Origin of the sequence: Bdellovibrio bacteriovorus, assembly GCF_001592755.1 — a bacterium.
GTDB lineage: Bacteria > Bdellovibrionota > Bdellovibrionia > Bdellovibrionales > Bdellovibrionaceae > Bdellovibrio > Bdellovibrio bacteriovorus_E.
The window spans coordinates 425,695-444,878 of sequence record NZ_LUKF01000001.1; the positions used below are offsets into that span (position 1 = coordinate 425,695).

At 45.2% G+C, this 19,184-nt stretch carries 18 protein-coding genes; 15 read left to right on the forward strand and 3 right to left on the reverse strand.

Annotated elements, in window-relative coordinates:
• Positions 1-33 precede the first annotated feature (33 nt).
• Complete coding sequence (locus tag AZI85_RS02110) at positions 34-858, reverse strand: hypothetical protein (RefSeq protein ID WP_063242515.1); 825 nt, start codon at positions 856-858, stop codon at positions 34-36.
• Here AZI85_RS02110 and AZI85_RS02115 point away from each other — a divergent pair.
• Complete coding sequence (locus AZI85_RS02115; protein ID WP_063242516.1) at positions 857-1,963, forward strand: M23 family metallopeptidase; 1,107 nt, start codon at positions 857-859, stop codon at positions 1,961-1,963. The genes AZI85_RS02110 and AZI85_RS02115 overlap by 2 nt on opposite strands.
• Here the strand turns inward: AZI85_RS02115 and AZI85_RS02120 are convergent.
• Complete coding sequence (locus AZI85_RS02120) at positions 1,960-3,219, reverse strand: hypothetical protein (protein WP_063242517.1); 1,260 nt, start codon at positions 3,217-3,219, stop codon at positions 1,960-1,962. The genes AZI85_RS02115 and AZI85_RS02120 overlap by 4 nt on opposite strands.
• A gap of 152 nt (positions 3,220-3,371) precedes the next feature.
• Between AZI85_RS02120 and galU the strand changes: the two genes are divergently transcribed.
• From galU to AZI85_RS02145, 5 genes are read left to right on the forward strand one after another with little or no spacing between them, the layout of a single operon-like run.
• Positions 3,372-4,256, forward strand: coding sequence for a UTP--glucose-1-phosphate uridylyltransferase GalU (gene galU, locus AZI85_RS02125; protein WP_063242518.1), 885 nt, complete (start codon positions 3,372-3,374; stop codon positions 4,254-4,256).
• Between the two features lie 9 nt (positions 4,257-4,265).
• A complete protein-coding gene (locus AZI85_RS02130) occupies positions 4,266-5,114 on the forward strand; it encodes a hypothetical protein (protein ID WP_063242519.1) in 849 nt (282 codons plus the stop codon).
• A complete protein-coding gene (priA, locus tag AZI85_RS02135; protein ID WP_063242520.1) occupies positions 5,111-7,150 on the forward strand; it encodes a replication restart helicase PriA in 2,040 nt (679 codons plus the stop codon). The genes AZI85_RS02130 and priA overlap by 4 nt, the downstream gene beginning before the upstream one ends.
• Before the next feature lie 44 nt (positions 7,151-7,194).
• Positions 7,195-8,031, forward strand: a complete 837-nt coding sequence (locus AZI85_RS02140; protein WP_063242521.1) for a CFI-box-CTERM domain-containing protein — start codon at positions 7,195-7,197, stop codon at positions 8,029-8,031.
• A gap of 55 nt (positions 8,032-8,086) precedes the next feature.
• Positions 8,087-9,211 (forward strand): NAD(P)-binding protein, encoded by a 1,125-nt coding sequence (locus AZI85_RS02145; protein WP_063242522.1) that lies wholly within the window; start codon positions 8,087-8,089, stop codon positions 9,209-9,211.
• Positions 9,212-9,260: 49 nt separating this feature from the next.
• On the opposite strand, the gene AZI85_RS02150 is transcribed toward AZI85_RS02145, so the two are convergent.
• Positions 9,261-10,673 carry a sensor histidine kinase gene (locus tag AZI85_RS02150; protein WP_253720792.1) on the reverse strand — a complete coding sequence of 471 codons (1,413 nt, stop codon included), beginning with the start codon at positions 10,671-10,673 and terminating at the stop codon, positions 9,261-9,263.
• A 223-nt stretch (positions 10,674-10,896) separates the two neighbouring features.
• On the opposite strand from AZI85_RS02150, the gene rpsB reads away from it, so the two are divergent.
• From rpsB to AZI85_RS02195, 9 genes are all read left to right on the forward strand, one after another.
• Positions 10,897-11,829 carry a 30S ribosomal protein S2 gene (rpsB, locus tag AZI85_RS02155; protein WP_063205557.1) on the forward strand — a complete coding sequence of 311 codons (933 nt, stop codon included), beginning with the start codon at positions 10,897-10,899 and terminating at the stop codon, positions 11,827-11,829.
• 134 nt (positions 11,830-11,963) lie between these two features.
• On the forward strand, positions 11,964-12,890 hold the full coding sequence (gene tsf / locus AZI85_RS02160; RefSeq protein WP_063242523.1) for a translation elongation factor Ts: 927 nt from the start codon (positions 11,964-11,966) through the stop codon (positions 12,888-12,890).
• Position 12,891: 1 nt separating this feature from the next.
• Positions 12,892-13,605 carry a UMP kinase gene (pyrH, locus tag AZI85_RS02165; protein WP_063242524.1) on the forward strand — a complete coding sequence of 238 codons (714 nt, stop codon included), beginning with the start codon at positions 12,892-12,894 and terminating at the stop codon, positions 13,603-13,605.
• A 30-nt stretch (positions 13,606-13,635) separates the two neighbouring features.
• A complete protein-coding gene (gene frr / locus AZI85_RS02170) occupies positions 13,636-14,196 on the forward strand; it encodes a ribosome recycling factor (protein ID WP_063205563.1) in 561 nt (186 codons plus the stop codon).
• Between the two features lie 18 nt (positions 14,197-14,214).
• The gene (locus AZI85_RS02175; RefSeq protein ID WP_063242662.1) at positions 14,215-14,946 is read left to right on the forward strand and encodes an isoprenyl transferase; all 732 of its coding nucleotides are present in this window, start codon (positions 14,215-14,217) and stop codon (positions 14,944-14,946) included.
• Positions 14,918-15,751 (forward strand): phosphatidate cytidylyltransferase, encoded by an 834-nt coding sequence (locus AZI85_RS02180; protein WP_063242525.1) that lies wholly within the window; start codon positions 14,918-14,920, stop codon positions 15,749-15,751. Before AZI85_RS02175 ends, AZI85_RS02180 begins: the two co-directional genes overlap by 29 nt.
• A gap of 75 nt (positions 15,752-15,826) precedes the next feature.
• On the forward strand, positions 15,827-17,500 hold the full coding sequence (rseP, locus tag AZI85_RS02185) for an RIP metalloprotease RseP (RefSeq protein WP_063242526.1): 1,674 nt from the start codon (positions 15,827-15,829) through the stop codon (positions 17,498-17,500).
• A gap of 11 nt (positions 17,501-17,511) precedes the next feature.
• Positions 17,512-18,201 carry a tRNA (adenosine(37)-N6)-threonylcarbamoyltransferase complex dimerization subunit type 1 TsaB gene (gene tsaB, locus AZI85_RS02190; protein ID WP_253720794.1) on the forward strand — a complete coding sequence of 230 codons (690 nt, stop codon included), beginning with the start codon at positions 17,512-17,514 and terminating at the stop codon, positions 18,199-18,201.
• Positions 18,202-18,211: 10 nt separating this feature from the next.
• Positions 18,212-19,183 carry a P-loop NTPase gene (locus AZI85_RS02195; RefSeq protein ID WP_063242528.1) on the forward strand — a complete coding sequence of 324 codons (972 nt, stop codon included), beginning with the start codon at positions 18,212-18,214 and terminating at the stop codon, positions 19,181-19,183.
• Position 19,184: the final 1 nt, after the last annotated feature.

The following is a 19,184-nucleotide window of genomic DNA, read 5'->3' on the forward strand; positions in this document are numbered from 1 at the left end:
ATCTCCTGCGTTTTTAACGGAACGAGTTAATTATCAAAACGGAATCTCCAAGTCAACCGAATGGCGATAATCTCCCGAGAATTTCTGATTTCCTTGATAAGCATAGCTTAAAGCGAATCTAGGGCCTTTAAAACCAAATCCGGCCGTTAAAAGCTCTCTTTCGTCGTCCGTATCGTTAGAATAACCAATGCGGGTAATTAGAAAGCGGTTCACGTAAGTCTCAAGCCCGGCGCCAAAAACAGACTCTGACGTAGCATCCACGCGGAACCTCATAGCCTCTTTGTAGATATAGTTGAAACCTCCGCCCACAGAGGTTTTTTGGCGAATGTTTTCTGGCGCGTCTTTGTTTTCACCGAACACATTATAAACCACCAAACCCCACCCGATATTGGATTTCGGCGTGTACATCATTCCGATGTCGGCATTGGGCTGACGGTAGGAAGATTCTGGGAGTTTTTGTTCGATGTAGTGCCCTGTGATTCCGAAAGCCCATTTGTCGACGATGAATTCTGCAAGCGACAACATGATATCACTTTGTTTCAGTTCACCTTGTGCAACGTCAGAGGTTCTTTGCACGTAGCCTAATGTTGCAGGGAACATACTCTCTTCCGTATTGTCACTTAACGTGATTGCAAATTCGTCTTCAGCACCCGAAGCAAAGAAGTAATGTCCTCTAAGATGCACTTGGGATGCGGGATTCAAGAAAGTAGAATCACCGGCTTCTACCGTCGCACGTCCAGTTCCTCCCGTTGCTGCGGAAATTGATGAATTATAAACTTGGGCTGCGGCCAGGTTCGCGATAAGCTGGACAAGCAAGAAAACAGAAAGTTTTTTTAAGCTCAAAGGATGGGGCAACATGATTTTTCACCTCGCAAGCATCGTGAGTGCGTTCGTTTTAGCATTCACATCCTATCAATCGGTCCAGGCTGCCGCCAACACATTTACTGCAAAACCTGTTCGTCTTGGCGACAACTTACTTTCAATTCTTCGTCAAAACGGATTTTCTGAAAAAGAGCGCGAGCAAGTTCTTGCTTCACACAAAGGACTGCGCCACCTTTTCCTAACCTTAGATACGAAATACTTAGTGCGCCGTACGGCGGGCGAAACTGAGTTGCGCATGTTCGACTCGCAAACTTCAGATGCCTTTCGTATTCTAAAATCAGGCAAGAAAGTGACGGCTCTTCCCTACAATCCAGAGTATAAAACTTCTTTGATTCGCATTGACGGCCGCGTGTACGGTTCTTTGCTGGGAAGTATCTTAGCGAAAATCAATTCCAACTGGGTGGCGACCCGCTTTATGGACGCTTATGTTTTTGATATGGAAAACTCACGCGACGTGGCCCGCGGTGCGCGTTTTTGGTTTACAGTTGAAAAGAAATTTGAAGCCGGTCAGTTTGTAAAATATGGAGAAGTTCTGCAGACTTCGCTAGAGATTGATGGCGCCCCAGTTCAAAAAAAGTTTGTTCGTTATAAAGACGGCGGGGTTTTCTTCAATGCCCAAGATCTTTTGGAAGATCGCCCTTTTTATGCCCCTGTTGAGTACATCAAAGTTGCAAGTCGCTTTAAACCCAATCGCCTTCACCCGATTACGAAACGTCTTCAACCTCACTTGGGGATTGATTTTGAACTTCCGGTGGGTGAACCGATCTTTGCGCCACGCAAAGGTATCGTGGTTCGCTACGGTCACAATCGCGCCGCTGGAAATTATATAATTCTTTTGCACTCAAACGGCATGGAGACGGCTTACAATCATCTTCATCGCATTGATAAGCGCATTCGTCGTGGCTTGTCGGTAAAGGCTGGCGAAAGAATCGGAGAGGTCGGTTGCACTGGGTACTGCACGCGTGCTCACTTGCACTTCGCAGTAAAGAAAAAGGGCCGAATGGTCGACCCTGTGAAATACATTAAACCTTTTCCACCCCAAATGGAGCAGCTGTTAGAAGCGCGCGTTGCTAGTAACTAGTCACGCGTACACACAGTTACGTAGTGCATGCACTTACTGCTGGGAATAGCACCACTGTAAGTGCCGTTGGTTCTGAAGCACTCTTTTGTCGTATCGTACTCAACTTCCGCAAAGCCTTTAGCCGCCATGTTTTCTTCTTTGTAGCAAGACGTGGCTCCCTTAGGAACTACACAACGGTAAGAGACGTTCACATCCCATTGGTCCGCGCGAAGATGACGGCGCATGACTGCTAGTTCATCCCTAATTGCCTTTACGGAAAGATCGTTAAATGAATGCTCTGGGCAATACGAAGCACGGTCTTCTTTACGAACCACGCGATAGGCGCGGCTGCAATTCCAGTTCTTCGCACCAACACCCGAACCAGAAAGATCTGTTTCCAAAACAGAAGCTAGGACGCGATTTGGATTTCCCGAGTGAACACCCGCAGCCGAAGAGCCCGGCACGAATGCCAATGAATAACCCTTACCGTAAGCAGATTTCACTGGATAAGCATCTGTCGCTGCACGCACTTTATAAATTTCGGCGTTGTCTGCCATGTAAGTTAAAGCGAGCACACCTGAAGACATGAAAATATTGCGGTACTCTTCCGCCAATTCTTCGCTCGTGTTGAAGTTCAAAGCCGCTTCCATAACACGCGCTTCTGGAGAGAATGGGAAATAGTTCGCCGTCACTCCTTTAGTGCCGTAAGCATCCATCACCAAGCTGTCTGTCAAATTTCCTACTAAAGGAACGATGTCAGTCCACAAAACAACGTTGTTTGTTGCTGTGTAAACATCCGTCAGACTGTTTTTCACACGGATCGCCATATTCGCCACAGCACCGTTGTTTGCTGGAGAATCCGCCAAATATTCTTTGTACTGATTTTCAGTCAAAGTAGGTTCTGGATAAACGGGTTTAAAGTTTTGATCTGCGTAATTAAAAAACTCATCCTTAATTTTGATACCACCGGAAGTAAACGCACCGACTTTGAGGGAAGAAAAAGCCGTGTTATTGCGTAAACTCGTATCCGCACAGGAATTGTATGTGATTGTGTCGATCGTCGATTCAAAGGCAAAAGGAATCGCCTGAACCTTCGCCGCTGTGGATTCACCATATTTTGCAGCAAGAGCCGCATCTGACATTCCAGAATCCAGAGTACTATCTAGTTCTGCATCAAAGCCCGCTTTACCGCAGTTTTGAAACGACACTACGAGCACAAATGAGGCAAGAATGCCACCTGCTGCACGCCACGCCGTTTTATTCAAACGTACTTTCATGGATTACTCCCCCAAACACAAGGCTATCACACAACTTTTCGGCAGATTTACTAAAATTAACAAGGATTCTCACTCTGGAACGGACATTGTTTTAATGAAGCCGGGCCCCGTTAAGACTTGTCTTAAATTGAAACGTTTGAGATCAATTAAGCATGTCTAAAATTAAAAAAGCCATCATACCAGCTGCCGGACTTGGAACACGTTTTCTTCCCGCGACGAAAACAGTTCCTAAAGAGATGCTTACCATCGTAGACGCTCCCATCATTCTGTATGTCGTCGAAGAAGCTGTGCAGGCAGGCATTGAAGACATCGTTTTGATTGCGGGTCGCTATAAATATGCGATCGAAGATTTCTTCGATACATCTTATGAGCTTGAAGACAAGCTTCACAAAGACGGAAAAGAAAAGCTTCTTGAACGCGTGATAAAAATCCGCGACAAAGCCAACATCATCAGCATCCGCCAAAAACACGCGCTGGGTTTAGGTCACGCCGTTCATTGCGGCTTACCGATTATCGGGAAAGAGCCTTTCGCCGTACTACTAGGCGATGAAATTACTATGGGGTTTCACGGACAGCCGAACGTGACTTCTCAACTTGTAAAGTCTTTTGAAGAAACTGGGACATCCACAATTTCTGTGATGAAAGTTTCAGACAAAGATGTTTCAAAATACGGTATTGCCGAAGTTGAAGACACGAACAAAGGTTATTTCCAGGTGACTTCTCTGATGGAAAAGCCAAAACCCACCGAAACGAAAAGCCGCTGGGCTTTGCCGGGTCGTTATGTCTTTGATAATCACATTATGGATATTCTTCACAATGCGAAGCCTTCTTTAAATGGCGAAATTCAGCTGACAGACAGCATGAAGGTGCTTTGCAATGACAAAGGGCTTAACGCCATGACGTTTACGGCTGAACGCTACGACGCAGGCGATAAGTTGGGCTATCTTCAGGCAAATATTGAGCTGGCCTTGCAAAACCCGGAGCTTGGGCCTGAGATGAAGCACTATATTTTGCAACTCGCGCAAAAATTGAATTAGGATCAAGACATGAAAAAGTTCATCCTTTTGTTGTCCGTTTTAGTTTCAGCTCAAGCTTGGGCTTACATTCCACCCACTCGCACTATTCTGCAAAAAACTGTGGAAAACGCGGGATCGGGTATTTACGCCATCGAACAGGAAGTTCAGTTTTCAAACGGTGACGACACTTTATCTGTAAAAGAAACTTGGTTGATCGACAGCGATCGCACTATGCGCCTGACGGTGACCGGTGGAAAAGATTTGCAGAACAGCTTTCGCTTGCAGTTTCTTTATAACGGCGGGCAAAAGTGGAGCATGGTCGGCAACAATCGCAAGAGTGAAAAGTCTCCCGATGATTTCCTTGAAAAGTATCTGAACTTCCGCAACGCAGAGATTTTCGCCAACACCTTAGCGCATTTCAAAATTATTCCGACAACGGCTTACAATAAAAAGCCCTTGGCTCGCACGGGCGCTGAAATCAAGTACGAACCTGAAACTTGGGTTCGTTATTCTCGCACAGGGGGCGTGGTAAATTACGCCTTGGGAATCCCGACTCCGGTTGAAAAAGAAATCAACTATCCTGGATTGTGGATTGAGCAAGATCAGTTCGTGGTTCGCAAGCTCCGCCTGCCTAGCCAGGTTGAAATGAGTGCAGATAACTACAATCAATTTGCCAAGAATCTTTCTTATCCTCGTGCGCGCACCATTCGCTGGGGAAACAACACTGTCACCATTCGTTTGATCAGTGCTTCGGCTCGTCCACAAACGGCCGTCAGCTTGTTTCAGCCTTCTTCACTAGATACAAACCTGAAGTGGGATGGCATTAACGGCCTTCCCGCCAAAGATGTCGTTACGGAGTTCTACACGAGGTTTAGATGAGTGATGCTCAACTGTGGAGAGTGGCCGTCGACGCTCCTCTCCCAGAGGCTTTGACGTACAGCTTTGCACATCCTTTAAAACGCGGCCAGCTTGTGAATGTTCCCCTCGGCCGTCGAAAAGTTAAAGGCCTTGTTCTAGGTCCAACGGATAAAGTTCCTGACTTTGAAATCAAAAGCATAGATTCGATTGACGAAGAGTACTCTCCCCTTCCAGAACCCTTTATGAAGTGGTTAGAGTGGCTGGCGCAGTACTATATCCATCCCATTGGACAAGTTGTGCAGTCCGCTTTTCCTCCTCTGAAAAAGACAGATAAACAACGTCAGTCAAAGCGCCCACCCGTTATTCCAAAGTTGGAAAGTGATACCAATTTAAACTTAACGGAAGAGCAAAGCGCTTGCTTCGAAAGTATTTCGCAACATCATAATTTTTCAACGCATCTTCTGTTTGGCGTGACGGGCTCGGGAAAAACCGAAGTCTATTTGCGCTTGCTGGAAAAAGTTCTTAGTGAAGGAAAGCGCGGCCTTGTGCTGGTGCCCGAGATTTCTTTGACGCCACAATTGATTCAACGTTTTGCTCGACGCTTTGGTGATAAGATTGCAGCTCTTCATTCTCAACTGACGGATCGCGAACGCACAAATCAGTGGTGGGATATTGTCGAGGGCAGAAAATCTATTCTGATCGGCGCTCGATCGGCCTTGTTCTGTCCGATTGAAGACTTGGGACTTATTATTGTCGATGAAGAGCACGAGCCCAGCTTTAAACAAGATGAAAAATTAAAGTACAACGGACGTGATGCCGCCGTGATGATGGGTAAAATGATGAATTGCCCCGTCGTTCTAGGTTCTGCAACGCCAAGCCTTGAAACTTGGAAGAACGCAGTGGACGGGAAATACCATCTGCACACTCTTCGTCATCGTGTCGCTAATCGCGCTTTACCTGAAATTGAAGTCATTGATCTTCGTAAGCAAAAAGATGACAGCGATGAACAGAAAAAAATCATCGAAAAGTATTCGCACCTTCCGTTTTGGTTAAGTCCAAAACTTTATGAGCGCATGCACGAAGTTTTAGATCGTGGTGATCAAGCAGCTCTTTTCTTAAATCGTCGTGGAATCGCGCAAATGGTGGTGTGCCCAGCCTGTGGTCACACTCGAGAATGTCCTAATTGTGATATTTCACTGACCTTGCATGCGCATTCTCATTTGATCTGTCACTATTGCGACTATCACGAAAATTTTAAAACGAAATGTCCTGACTGCAAAGAAGGACAACTAGAAGCCATCGGCCTTGGCACCGAACTTGTTGAAACAGATCTGACTCGTCTATTCCCTGGTAAAACCATTGCCCGTGCCGATCGCGATGAGATTCAAAGCCGCGCCGATCTTGAAGACCTAGTTCAAAAAATGGAAACAGGAGAGATCGACATTTTAGTCGGAACTCAAATGATCGCAAAAGGCTTAGACTTTCCAAAATTGAAGTTGGTGGGACTTGTCCTGGCTGATGTGGGATTTAATCTTCCCGATTTTCGTGCGACCGAACGAAGCTTTCAGTTGATCACGCAGATGAGTGGTCGCGCGGGTCGCCACGTTCAAGAAGGTGAAGCTCCGGGAATGGTGATTATTCAAACATTCAATGCGGAACATGACAGCATCACTTTCGCCCGAAATCACGACTTCGAAGGCTTCGCCAAACATGAGCTCGATATTCGCGGGCAGCTTAGCTATCCACCTGTTGGACGTTTGGTGAGTTTTAGAATTCAAGGCACGCATTTAGGAAAAGTGGAAGACACAGCCGGACTTTTAGCGAGACGAGCGCATGCTTTGAAAGCTCAGTTTCCGCAGTACAACTCCATTGAGATTTTAGGGCCTGCCGAGGCGCCGCTTTCGAAATTAAGAGGACAATTCCGATTTCATCTGCTCATAAAAACGACTCAGGTCGCAGCGGCCAATCCCTTTTCAAGACAACTTTTGGGCGACCAAGAGTGGATTCCCTCCGGCATAAAAATTTTGATCGATATCGACCCAATGAGTTTGCTTTAATTCCCTTACTTTCCTAAAATGGGAAGTTAAGGAAACCTTGATTCATGATCCAATGTCCCCGCTGTGGAATACAAGTTACTGAACTTCATCCGGTAGATGCTGACCTCATCACGAAGTTGCAATCTATTGGTGAAGCTAATTTACCTCCACAAGTCTGCGCAGGATGTATTTCCGATTTACGCCGCACAGTCGCCTCAAGCAGCGGCGGTATTCTTATGGCGCAAGAACGCGCCAAAGAACAACATCGTCTTCAGCTTTGGAAAAGTCGCGTGATGCTGATTAAGAAAGCGCGCCTGTGCATGACTCAAAAGCTTTATTCTGAAGCGGCGATGTCGTACGAAAAGTATTTAAAAATTCTCGACATCGTTTTCGATATCAAAAAAGGCGAACGTCTTAAGCCCGAAGCTTTCAAAGACAGTGCTCGTACGACAGAACTGACCGTAGTGGCCTCTGTGTACTGGGACTTAATGCGTATTTACGATACCCACGAAAAATACGCGGACCGTATGACGAATGCCGCAAAACAACTGGCGATGTTTATTCAATTCACGCCGATCTACCCAGACATCATTCGTAAGGCAGAGTCCTTCCAAAAAACCGCACGCAATCCGCATATCGTGAAACAGTTCTTGAAGATGTCCGATAAAGAACGTCCTCGCTGTTTCATCGCCACGGCGGCCTTTGAAAATTCTCAGGCACCTGAGGTGATGAGTTTGCGAGCTTTCCGTGACTTCACTCTTCGTCAGTCAGCATGGGGACGTAAATTTATTGCCATTTACTATAAGTTCTCTCCTCACATTGCTTGCTTACTCGATAAGCAACCGCGCATGAAACCCGCAGTCAGAGCACTTCTCCGTCTTTTGATTAAATGCGTTAGCTAAGTTTCCCACGCTTTGATGCTTGCAAAGCGGCTACGTTTTAAGGGAAGGTATTTGCATGGCTCATATCTACGACTATGCAATTATTGGTAGCGGTTTAACTGGTCTCAGCATCGCAGCGGCTCTTAGCCGTGAAACAAAAAACATCGCGCTTATTGAAGGTGCGGATGTTCCGTTTGGCGTGAACAAGAAAGTCAACTTCCCTACAGGCCCGATGAACAATGGCCTGCGTTTTGTTCCTGATTCAGTGTTGTCCGAAAAAGCTTTGCGCTTTTTAGAAAATCTTTTGAATACAAAAGTTGTCGACACAGTTTCTGAGGAAGCTCCGATCACGTACGAATCTGGCGGCTTTAAAACTTTCTTAGGTTTCGGAGATACCCCTCCGGCATTCTACGAAGAGCTTGCTTACTTCACATCGAGCAAGCGTTTGGATCTAGCGATGGAGCCTTACGAGTGGACTCAAGCTTTGTTTGAAAAATTTCAAGGCGAGTTCATGCAACGCTCTTACGTGACGAAGTTTCATCAAGAAGGTGAAAAGGTCACTCACGTGACGATCAATGGTTCTAAAACATTGCATGCTCACAACTTTATTTTTGCAGGCACTGTGAAAGACTTGGCGATTCTTCTTCCAGATGACGCCATCTCTATTCGCGCTCGTTCAAAACTTTCTAAGAATACTTACTGGACGGCTTTATGCCTGGACATCTGTCACGCAAAACCGGTGACCGAATCTACAGCGATGCACATCTTGAATGGAACCACACAAGATGAAATCGGCCCATGCGCAGGTCGTTTCCTGCCTTCGGTAGAAACAGAAAATGGTCCACTTCAAGCTTCACAATGGATGACTTTCATCGAGCAAGAAGTGACTGAAGATTCTGAAGTCGTTGGTATGGCTTTGAAAAAAATCAAACGTCAAATCAAACGCGCCTACCCTGAAGCTTTGGACAATTTGAAATTGGAAAGAATTTTCGTCGCTCCGATCATCGCTGGCAACGGCGATATCAAGTTGAGCGCGAATATGACAATTCCAGAGCTTGAAAACCTTTGGATTGCTTCATCAACAGTGAATGAACAAAAGAATCTTGTCGGTTCTTTGCTTCAAGCGGAGATGATCGTCGCGTCTTTAGGATTTAAAGTCGAAGCTTCGGAAGAAGCACCAACGACAGAAGCTACAATTTAAAATACAAAAAGGGTGCGCAAAGCACCCTTCTTCACTCTTACTTAAAAAATTAAATTTCTTCTAAGGGAAGTGAAAATGAAAAGGTCGTTCCTTCACCGTAATTGCTGGTGACGGAAATCTGCCCGCCCATAATCTCTACCAAGTTCTTTGAGATCATAAGGCCTAAACCGGTACCACCATACTGACGGGCGATGGAGGGATCTTCTTGATAGAAACTGCGGAAAAGCTTTTTGATATTTTCCCGTTTAATGCCGCGACCTGTATCAATAATGTGCCATGAATAAGTCTTCGCAATAGAATCTTTCTTTACTTCAATCCGCACTTTGCCTTTTTCAGTAAACTTCACAGCATTGCCGACAAGGTTCATCAAAACTTGGCGCAAACGATGCGAATCACCTTTGGCTTTCGATGGGATGTCTTCATCCATGTGTAACTCTAGCGATAGACCTTTTTCCTGACACTTGATTGAAAACATTTTTTGAATATCGCTATGAAGTTCTTTGAGATCAAAGGGATGACTATCGACCTGTAAAAGTCCATTTTCGATTTTTGAAACATCTAAAATGTCATTCACAAGATGCAGCAGAGACTCCGAACAACGATGGATAGTGTTCACGTACTCTTGTTGTTCTTCATCGAGCTTCGTGTCGCGAAGAATATCTGAAAATCCCATGATACTGTTCAAAGGTGTGCGAATTTCATGGCTGACATTGCTTAAGAAGCTGGATTTCACCGAAGCCAGGCGCAAAGCCTCTTCCCGAGCGTGCATCATTTGCACTTTTGAATTTGCAACTTCGCGCAGTTCTTTTCGATGGCGTTGAATTCCCAGAATTAAAACGAAGTTTTCGAAGATGACCCAAGCCGTGTGCTCAATCCACCGCCACTCAACCCCGGCAGAGACTCCATATATAGACATTGGAATATAAAAACCGCGCAGAAGATGATCCACGATAACGATGGAAGCTCCCACCCATAGGACGGAAATATCCATATAAAAAGCCAACGCCGCCAACGAGACGAAGATATGGAAATGCGATTCGATTCTTCCGCCGGTAAGGTAGACGATAAGGGTCGAAAACAACATCTGACCAAGAGCGATCAGACAACGAGTGACCTTTTCTCCAGGAAACATCCAAGCCGCATAGATAGGAGGAGCCGCGAAAAGAGCGCCAAAGATAAGGCCGATGAAGGCGTTTTCCTTTGAGCCGCTCATCTGTCCCAGCCAAGTCGACGGAGTGACAAAAGCCCCTAAGAGCACGCAGCCAACCCATTGAAATAACATGAGATATGCAAAACCGCGATCTACGCGGACGCAGATATCCTGGGCCTGATTTTTAAAGATTTTCTCCACCTCAGAGTGGAATCTTGGGTCGTCCTGTACTGTCATTCCCTCACGCTCACGTTCATAAATATTGGGATTGGCTAGACTATTTATCGGAGTCAATCCATCGCGTCTAAACATTTCTTAATACGCGAGGTTTCTAATGTAATCCTGATGTATCAAAGGGGGAGTCCACGAAAGACTGCTTGCGTGCCATGTCACCCTGTGATATCCCCAAACTCCAAACAATAAGCACTCGTAGGCACTAACTGGTCCCCCAAGTACTGAAAAAGGGGGTCTTCCGGCGAATCAAAAAAAGCTGGCTCTACCTGCGGGGACGATTAACCAGAAAGGAAGTACTACCATGGCACAAGTGACCATGAAAGAAATGTTAGACGCTGGCGTCCACTTCGGACATCAAACTCAGCGTTGGAACCCAAAAATGAAACCTTATGTTTACACAGCTCGCGGAGGCATTCATATCATTGACCTTCAAAAGACTGTTGTACGCGCTAACAAAGCTGCTGATTTCGTAAAAGAAGTTGCTGCTAACGGTGGTCGTTTGATCTTCGTTGGAACGAAAAAGCAAGCTATTGAGCCTATCCAAGAAGCGGCTCAAAAATGCGGTCAGTACTACGTAACTAAGCGTTGGTTGGGTGGTATGATGACGAATTTCGAAACGATCAAATCTTCTATCGATCGTCTTCGCAAAATCGACACAATGAAAGAAAAAGGCGAATTCAACTACTTGACTAAGAAAGAGCGCGCGAAGCTTGAAAAAGAATACCTTCGTTTGACTGAGTTCTTGTCTGGTATCCGTGAAATGAAGGAAATGCCATCTGCTATGTTCGTAGTAGACCTTCCTAAAGAACACATCGCTGTTGCTGAAGCTAAACGCTTGGGCATCCCAGTTGTTGCTATCGCTGATACAAACTCTGATCCAGAGTCTGTTGAGTACGCGATTCCAGGTAACGACGATGCGATCCGTTCAATCAAATTGTTCGCAAACCTAGTTGCTGAAGCTTACCTAGAAGGTGCTAAAACTTGGGAACAAAAACTTCGCACAATGACAGACAAACAATCTGACGTTGCTAAAGAAGCTTCTGAAGGTAAAGAAGAAGCTCCTAAGCGTCGTGGCGCAGGCCCTCGTGGTGGCGCGAAAGATGCTCCTAAGAAATCAGCGGGTCCTGCAGTTGTTAAAGCAACTAAAGGTCGTAAACTTGTTGCTGCTGGTACAGCAGAAGAAGTTGAAATCCAAGCTGAGCTTGAGAACAAAGAAGACGATTCAGCGGAGTAATTCCTCTGTAATTGAAATGAAAAAGGTGGCCTAGCCACCTTTTTCATAAGTAGCCGCTCTCGCTTTTCCGCAACGGCGGTTTCTTCGTGTCTGATCGAATTCGTTTTTAAAATCTATTGTAAGGAGACTTCCTAATGTCTATTTCCGCTACTCTTGTTAAAGAGCTAAGAGAAAAAACAAACGCAGGTATGATGGATTGCAAAAAGGCGCTTGAGGCGACTTCTGGCGATTTCAATGCTGCTGTTGAATGGTTGCGCGTAAAAGGTCTTGGCGCTGCTGCAAAGAAAGCTGACCGTATCGCTGCTGAAGGTACAGTGTTCGCACAAGTTGTGGGTAACACAGGTGTTGTTGTTGAAATCAACTCTGAAACTGACTTCGTTGCACGTAACGATGGCTTCAAAGCTCTAGTTGCTGACGTTGCTGAACACTTGGTTAAAACGACAGCTACTGGCGACGTTTTGGAACAAGCTTTCACTAAAGATCCTTCTAAAAAAATGGCAGACCTTTTCACTGAAGCTACTGCTACTATCGGTGAAAAAATCGTTCTTCGCCGTTCAGAGAAGTACACGGCTTCTGCTAACACTTTGGTTCACACTTACATCCACGGTGAAGGTAAAATCGGCGTATTGATCGAAGTTGCTGCTTCTAAACCAGAAGCTGTAACGAACCCAGCTTTGAAAACTTTCGCTCAAGACGTTTCATTGCACATCGCTGCTATGAACCCAATGGCTATTTCTTCAGATCAAATCCCTGCGGATGTTGTTTCTAAAGAAAAAGAAATTTTGACTGCTAAAAACCTTGAATCAGGTAAAAAACCAGAAATGATCGAAAAGATCGTTGAAGGTCAAATCCGTAAATTCTTGGCTGAAAACTGCTTGATGGACCAAGCTTTCGTTAAAAATCCGGACATGAAAGTGTCTGATTTGGCGAAAACTGTTGGTAAAGAGATCGGCGCTGACGTTACAATCAAACGTTTCGTACGTTATGAATTGGGCGCTGGTATCGAAAAGAAGTCTAATGACTTCGCAGCTGAAGTTGCAGCTCAAATGAAAGGACACTAGTTTGAAAGAGCCTGTCTATAAACGCATTTTGCTAAAGTTAAGTGGTGAAGCTCTTGCGGGTAAGCAAGGGACTGGTATCAATACAGCGACGATTAAACAAATCGCGCAAGACGTAGCAGAGGCTTATAAAGCAGGCGTTCAAATGGGTATCGTCATCGGTGGCGGTAACATCTATCGTGGTGTTGCCGCTTCTGCTGAAGGCATGGATCGCGCAAGTGCTGACTACATGGGTATGCTTGCGACTTGTATCAATGCTTTGGCCCTTCAAGACGCTCTTGAAAAAGAAGGCGTCCCTACTCGCGTACAAACAGCTATTGAAATGGCTGAAATCGCAGAACCTTACATCCGTCGCAGAGCTATCCGCCATTTAGAAAAAGAGCGTATTGTGATTTTCGGTGCAGGAACGGGAAATCCATTCTTCACGACAGACACTGCTGCTTCTCTTCGCGCTATGGAGATCAATGCACAGGTCATCATGAAGGCGACAAAGGTCGACGGAATCTACGATAAAGATCCTGCAAAACATACGGATGCAAAAAAATTCGATAAGATCAGCTACATTGACGTTCTGAACCGCGGTTTGCAGGTGATGGACTCTACAGCGATCAGCATGTGTATGGATAACAAACTTCCAATCATCACTTTCGACCTGACTCAGCCAGGCAACATCCTAAAAGCTGTTCAAGGTGAAAGTATCGGAACATTGGTTCACTAGAACCCCGCATAGAGCAAAAAGGAGACAACTATGTCAGTAGCAGATGTAAAAAAGAATGCTCAAGCAAAAATGGAAAAGACTTTGGCGGCTTTAGGCGAAGAGCTTAAAAAAATCCGTACAGGTCGTGCTCAAGTGTCTATGCTTGATAATATCCGCGTAAACTACTACGGCACTCCATCTCCTCTTTCTCAGGTAGCGTCTATCTCTACTCCGGATGCAAAATCATTCTTGATCGCTCCTTGGGAAGTTTCAATTCTTAAAGATATCGAACAAGCTATCATCAAGTCTGAGTTGGGCATGGCTCCAATGAACGACGGTAAAGTGATCCGCTTGAAAGTTCCAGATTTAACAGAAGAGCGTCGTAAAGACCTCGCAAAACAAGTTAAGAAAATCGCTGAAGAAGCACGTGTGGCTGTTCGTATGGCTCGTCGTGATGCCAATGACGAAGTTAAAAAACTTCAAAAAGATAAAGCTATCAGCGAAGACGAAGGCAAAAAAGCAGAAGCAGATGTTCAAAAAGTGACTGACGATTTCATCAAAAAAGTAGACCAAGTGGCTGATGAAAAAGAAAAGTCCATTTTGACTATCTAAGCCTTTGTATTGGTTGCGATGACTCTACCGAAACACATAGCTATTATTATGGATGGTAACGGTCGTTGGGCTCAGCTCAAACGTCGTCCTCGCACGTTCGGACATATCAAAGGAACTCGTGTCGCGAAAAAAATCATCACCGATTGTTCGCGACGCGGAATCAAAAATCTAACATTGTATGCATTCAGCACTGAAAACTGGTTTCGCCCTCAGGCTGAAGTCAGTTTGCTGATGCAAATTCTTCGTCGTTACCTTAAGCGCGAGACCGAAAACCTAGTTAAAGAGAATATCCGTTTCTCTGTCATTGGTGATATGTCGCGCATTCCTTCGGACGTTGCTGAAGCCATTGGTAAATCTATCGAAGCTACAGCTCAGTGCACAGGCCTTAACCTGGTCTTTGCGTTGAGCTATGGTTCTCGACAAGAGATCACAGAAGCCGTTCGCGATATTGCTGCACGTGTGGCGGCCGGTGAAATCAACCCCGAAGATATTGACGAGTCTGTTATCAATTCAGCGCTCAGCACGTATCCTACTCCGGATCCGGATTTGATCATTCGCACAAGTGGCGAACAAAGACTGTCAAATTTCTTGTTGTGGCAAGCGGCCTATTCAGAGTTTTATTTTACTGATGTGTTATGGCCCAACTTCACTGAGTCTCATTTAGAGGAAGCTTTGAACGCTTTTTCGATGAGACAACGCCGCTTTGGCAAGGTTACAGCGAATGACAACGTGGAAAAGCTTTCAAACTAGAGCTGTTTCGGCTGCAGTGGCTCTGGCACTGATTATCGGCCTTTATATTACTTTAAATGTTCAAGGGCTGAAAATCGCGATCGCTTTCGTTGTTGCTGTTGGCACTTGGGAATTGATCACGATTCTTTTTAAGAACGAAAAATCAATTCTATTAAAAGGCCTTTTTTATTTTCTGACGCTTGCGATTTTCGGTGCGACTTTAACTTCTTTAAGCACCGGTGGAATTATTTATTCAATCGCTTTGATCATTATGATTATAGCCGTTCTTTTGTCAGCGCACAAAGAAGGTAATTTGAGTTACATGGCGGACGCTCAAGCTAAAGCTGCTTTGGGATTCTTTTACATGGGACTTCTGCCAGCATTTGCGTTTCGCATTTTAGATCAAGCGCATGGCATTGCTTGGTTTGTCTATTTGTTAGCGGTTGTTTTTGCCGGCGACACAATGGCTTACGTCTTTGGTGTCTTGATCGGAAAACATAAAGTCATGCCTTCAGTTTCCCCGAAGAAAACCTGGCAAGGCTCTGTGGGTGGTATCATCGGTTCGATGATTGCGGGATATATTTGCTGGCAATTTCTCTTTTCAGAACAGCCTTTGGGTCTCTTTTTGATACTTGCAGGCATTTCTGGATTCGTGGGACAGTTTGGTGATTTCTTTGAATCTCTCTTAAAACGAGTCGCCGATGTTAAGGACTCTGGGAAAATTATGCCGGGTCACGGCGGTGTCCTCGATCGTATTGATGGTGTCCTATTCGCAAGTCCTGTTGTTCTTGCGGGAATTTTGATTTTGTCTCATCTTTTGTCGTAATCGGAAGGTCGAGCCCTCGAGCATTAACATTTTTATTTCCTAGCTCACGACTCATCGAAACTCTAGAATATTCGAATGAATATCTTTTCTTATCTTCAATCAGGTTTATCAGCAATCATCCCCTTCGTTATCTTGCTCGGAATTTTGATTTTCGTGCATGAGCTTGGACACTTCCTTGTCGCTCGTTGGTGTGGCGTTCGTGTTGAAGTTTTCAGTTTGGGATTTGGCAAAAAGCTTTTGAAATATAAAAAAGGCGACACGACTTATGCGCTTTCACTGATCCCACTAGGCGGCTACGTGAAAATGTTTGGCGAGCAGCCGGGCGATAATATTTCTGAAGAAGATAAGAAGCACTCATTCACTCACAAAAATGTGTGGCAAAGAATCGCGGTTGTGATCGCGGGTCCTTTGATGAACTTTTTCTTTGCAGTCCTGATCTTCTTTGCGGTGGCTTTGATTGGTGAAGACGCTAAGACGCCAGTGGTTGGTGACGTTGCTCAGAATACTCCCGCTTACGCGGCAGGTTTCCGTTCGGGCGATAAAATCGTTTCTATCAATGAAACTCAAGTGAACACTTGGGAAGATTTGCAACGCGCTTTAAGCCTTAAAGAAAATCACAATCTTCACATCGACGTTGTCGTTCAACGTGAGGGTTCTGAAGAAACTACGAAAATTGCGACGGATGCGAAAGCAGAGCCAAACCCGAATGTCCTCAGTTCATATGAATATGTGGCAAATGTTGATGGACTGACTCCGTACTCTGCGGGAACAACTATTGGTGTGCTTCAAGGTTCGCCACTAGCCGCCTTGGGTGTGCAAACAGGTGACTCCATCACTTCAATCAATGGCCAAAAAGTCGCTTACTGGCGTCAGCTGGAAGATACTTTGGCTAAGCAAAATTCCAAGGAAGCTTTGACGTTAGAAGTTCTGGGGATGCGTGAAGGTGATAAGGAAGCAAAACCTATCACGGTGACTTTGGCCCCAACGGAATCAATCAAAACTTATTCGATGGCGAGCCTGGGTTTTGAAAGCTCTGAGCTTTACCTAAGCAAAGTGATGGATAACTCTCCAGCGAAAGCAGCCGGTCTGCATGCGATGGATCGTTTGGTCTCCATCAACAATGTGACACTGAAAAAGTGGGAAGATGTTATCAACAACATCAAGTCCTTCGACGGCAAAAACCCGGTTGCAGTAACGGTTTTGCGTGATGGTCAGAATTTGAATTTGAACATCACCCCTAAGATGACGACTCAGATGCTTCCAACAGGTACTGAAGAAAAACGCTATACGATCGGAATTGCACCGATCGCAAATATCGCGGCACCTGAGTTGATGGTGGTTCGTTCAGAGAATCTTGGACAAGCCTTCGTTCGCGGAGTGGAAAAAACTTGGGACGTGTCGGTAATGACCGTGATGAGTTTCGTTCGTTTGTTCCAAGCGAAGATCTCTCCAAAAAACATCGGTGGCGTGATCTCTATCGGTCAAGCGGCTAGCGAAACTTTCAAGATCGGTTTGACTCAGTTCTTGCAAATGATGGCGATTATTTCCGTCAATCTTTTCATCCTGAACTTGTTGCCGATTCCAGTTTTGGATGGTGGACACTTGGTGTTCTATGCCATCGAAGTTGTGAAAGGTGCGCCGCTGAGCATGCGTAAGATGGAGCTTGCTCAACAAGTGGGTCTTGCGTTACTGATGAGCCTCATGATCTTTGCTCTATTTAACGACTTCACTCGTATTCTTGGTCTATGAAGGTTTTAGCTATGGAAACCAGCACTCTGCTTGGCGGAGTTGCTGTTGTCATCGATGGACAAGTGGTTGCAGAGGAATCTTCCTTGCGCCAGAAAACCCATAGCGAAAACATCAGTCCTTTTGTTGATCATTGTCTAAAAAAAGCCCACTTAAAACTTGAAGATATCGACGTCTTTGCCGTGGGCCAGGGGCCTGGCAGCTTCACTGGAATTCGTGTCGCCGCCAATGCCGGAAAAACTTTTGCCTATAGCTTTAATAAACCCATGGTCACTATCGACACCTTGATGTTGTTAGCGGCTCAGGTGAAAGACAAAAGCAAACCCGTTCTTTCCATTATCAACGCTTATAAAAACATGGTGTACATGGGTCTTTTCGATATCACCGGTGCTGAGCCGACTTATATCAAAGGTCCAGACGCTGTTCCCGTGCGTGAACTTAAGAACCACATCCATTCAGATTGTTTGGTTGTTGGCGACGGGTGGGAAGCCTACAGCGAATACTTCCCTGAAGAATTAATGAAAAAGTTTTCTCGCGATCCGCAACTTCCCGATCACGCTTTGGCGTCGACACTGGGATTGATGGCGGAACGCCGTGCTTTATCGGGCCAAACCTTGGACTGGAAATCTTTTGTTCCCCTTTATATCCGTGCCTCCGAAGCCGAAGAGACAAAAAAAGGAATTTTAATCTCGCCGCTTAAGTAGAGGATGCATCATGGAAAGAGATCTTCATAAGGCCTATTTGGAATCTTTGGAGTTTCAAAAAACTTCGAGTGAAAACACAGACACCAAATTATGGGTTGTTGCTTCCGGTAAAGGTGGCGTAGGTAAAACCTTTGTTTCTTCCAGTTTGGGAATCACTCTTTCAAAACTTGGTCACTCGGTTGTCATCGTTGATCTTGACTTGAGTGGCGCCAATATTCACACTTCTTTGGGTCTTCCACCTTCACACATGAATGTTCGCCATTTTTTTGAAGGCGTTAAAACGCTTCAAGAGCTGGTGATTCCAACACCTTTCCCGCATCTTTCTTATGTTCAGGGTTTTTGGGATTCTTGGACTCCGACAGATTTTTCTTATGCCCAAGTTCAAAATCTTTTGCCTGAGCTTAAGAAATTGCGCGCTGATTACGTGATCGTTGACATGGGTGCCGGTGCTTTAGAAGCGCACTTGGAACTTTTCAAAGCCGCTGATGAAAAATTTCTGATTACGACTCCTGAACCGACAAGCATCGAAAAGACGTATCGTTTTATCGAAGCTTTTGTCTGCCATTCATTGCGCCAAAGTTCGACTCCGGATGCTTACGGCAATATGATTTCCACTTTAAGAAATCACCGCCAAAGAACTTTGGAAAAACCTTTTTCGTTTAGATCTTATTTGAAAGAGCAAACGGGTTTTCAATATGACTTCTTTGAAGCTCTTTCATCGACTCCCGTTCGCTTGATTGTGAACTCTGCTCGCAGCCAATCTAATGCGGATTTGGGTCATTCCATTAAGAGTGTCTGCAATAAGTACTACGACTTAGGTATTGATTTTGCGGGTGCGATCGACTTCGACAACGCTGTGTGGCAGTCGATTCGTTCACGCGAACATGTCTTGGTAGCTCAGCCTTTCACTGCTTTAGCGGGACAATTTTTAACTACCTGCAAACAACTTATTGATCCCGAGGAGCTTCGCGCCGTAGTATAAT

Bases quoted from the DNA above. Each gene is read 5' to 3' on its own strand.
- priA (WP_063242520.1), top strand. From the start codon at position 5,111: ATGAGTGATGCTCAACTGTGGAGAGTGGCCGTCGACGCTCCTCTCCCA.
- AZI85_RS02110 (WP_063242515.1), bottom strand. From the start codon at position 858: ATGTTGCCCCATCCTTTGAGCTTAAAAAAACTTTCTGTTTTCTTGCTT.
- AZI85_RS02180 (WP_063242525.1), top strand. From the start codon at position 14,918: ATGACAACGTGGAAAAGCTTTCAAACTAGAGCTGTTTCGGCTGCAGTG.
- rseP (WP_063242526.1), top strand. From the start codon at position 15,827: ATGAATATCTTTTCTTATCTTCAATCAGGTTTATCAGCAATCATCCCC.
- tsaB (WP_253720794.1), top strand. From the start codon at position 17,512: ATGGAAACCAGCACTCTGCTTGGCGGAGTTGCTGTTGTCATCGATGGA.
- frr (WP_063205563.1), top strand. From the start codon at position 13,636: ATGTCAGTAGCAGATGTAAAAAAGAATGCTCAAGCAAAAATGGAAAAG.
- AZI85_RS02115 (WP_063242516.1), top strand. From the start codon at position 857: ATGATTTTTCACCTCGCAAGCATCGTGAGTGCGTTCGTTTTAGCATTC.
- rpsB (WP_063205557.1), top strand. From the start codon at position 10,897: ATGGCACAAGTGACCATGAAAGAAATGTTAGACGCTGGCGTCCACTTC.
- AZI85_RS02140 (WP_063242521.1), top strand. From the start codon at position 7,195: ATGATCCAATGTCCCCGCTGTGGAATACAAGTTACTGAACTTCATCCG.
- AZI85_RS02130 (WP_063242519.1), top strand. From the start codon at position 4,266: ATGAAAAAGTTCATCCTTTTGTTGTCCGTTTTAGTTTCAGCTCAAGCT.
- AZI85_RS02150 (WP_253720792.1), bottom strand. From the start codon at position 10,673: ATGTTTAGACGCGATGGATTGACTCCGATAAATAGTCTAGCCAATCCC.
- AZI85_RS02145 (WP_063242522.1), top strand. From the start codon at position 8,087: ATGGCTCATATCTACGACTATGCAATTATTGGTAGCGGTTTAACTGGT.
- AZI85_RS02195 (WP_063242528.1), top strand. From the start codon at position 18,212: ATGGAAAGAGATCTTCATAAGGCCTATTTGGAATCTTTGGAGTTTCAA.
- AZI85_RS02120 (WP_063242517.1), bottom strand. From the start codon at position 3,219: ATGAAAGTACGTTTGAATAAAACGGCGTGGCGTGCAGCAGGTGGCATT.
- AZI85_RS02175 (WP_063242662.1), top strand. From the start codon at position 14,215: ATGACTCTACCGAAACACATAGCTATTATTATGGATGGTAACGGTCGT.
- galU (WP_063242518.1), top strand. From the start codon at position 3,372: ATGTCTAAAATTAAAAAAGCCATCATACCAGCTGCCGGACTTGGAACA.
- tsf (WP_063242523.1), top strand. From the start codon at position 11,964: ATGTCTATTTCCGCTACTCTTGTTAAAGAGCTAAGAGAAAAAACAAAC.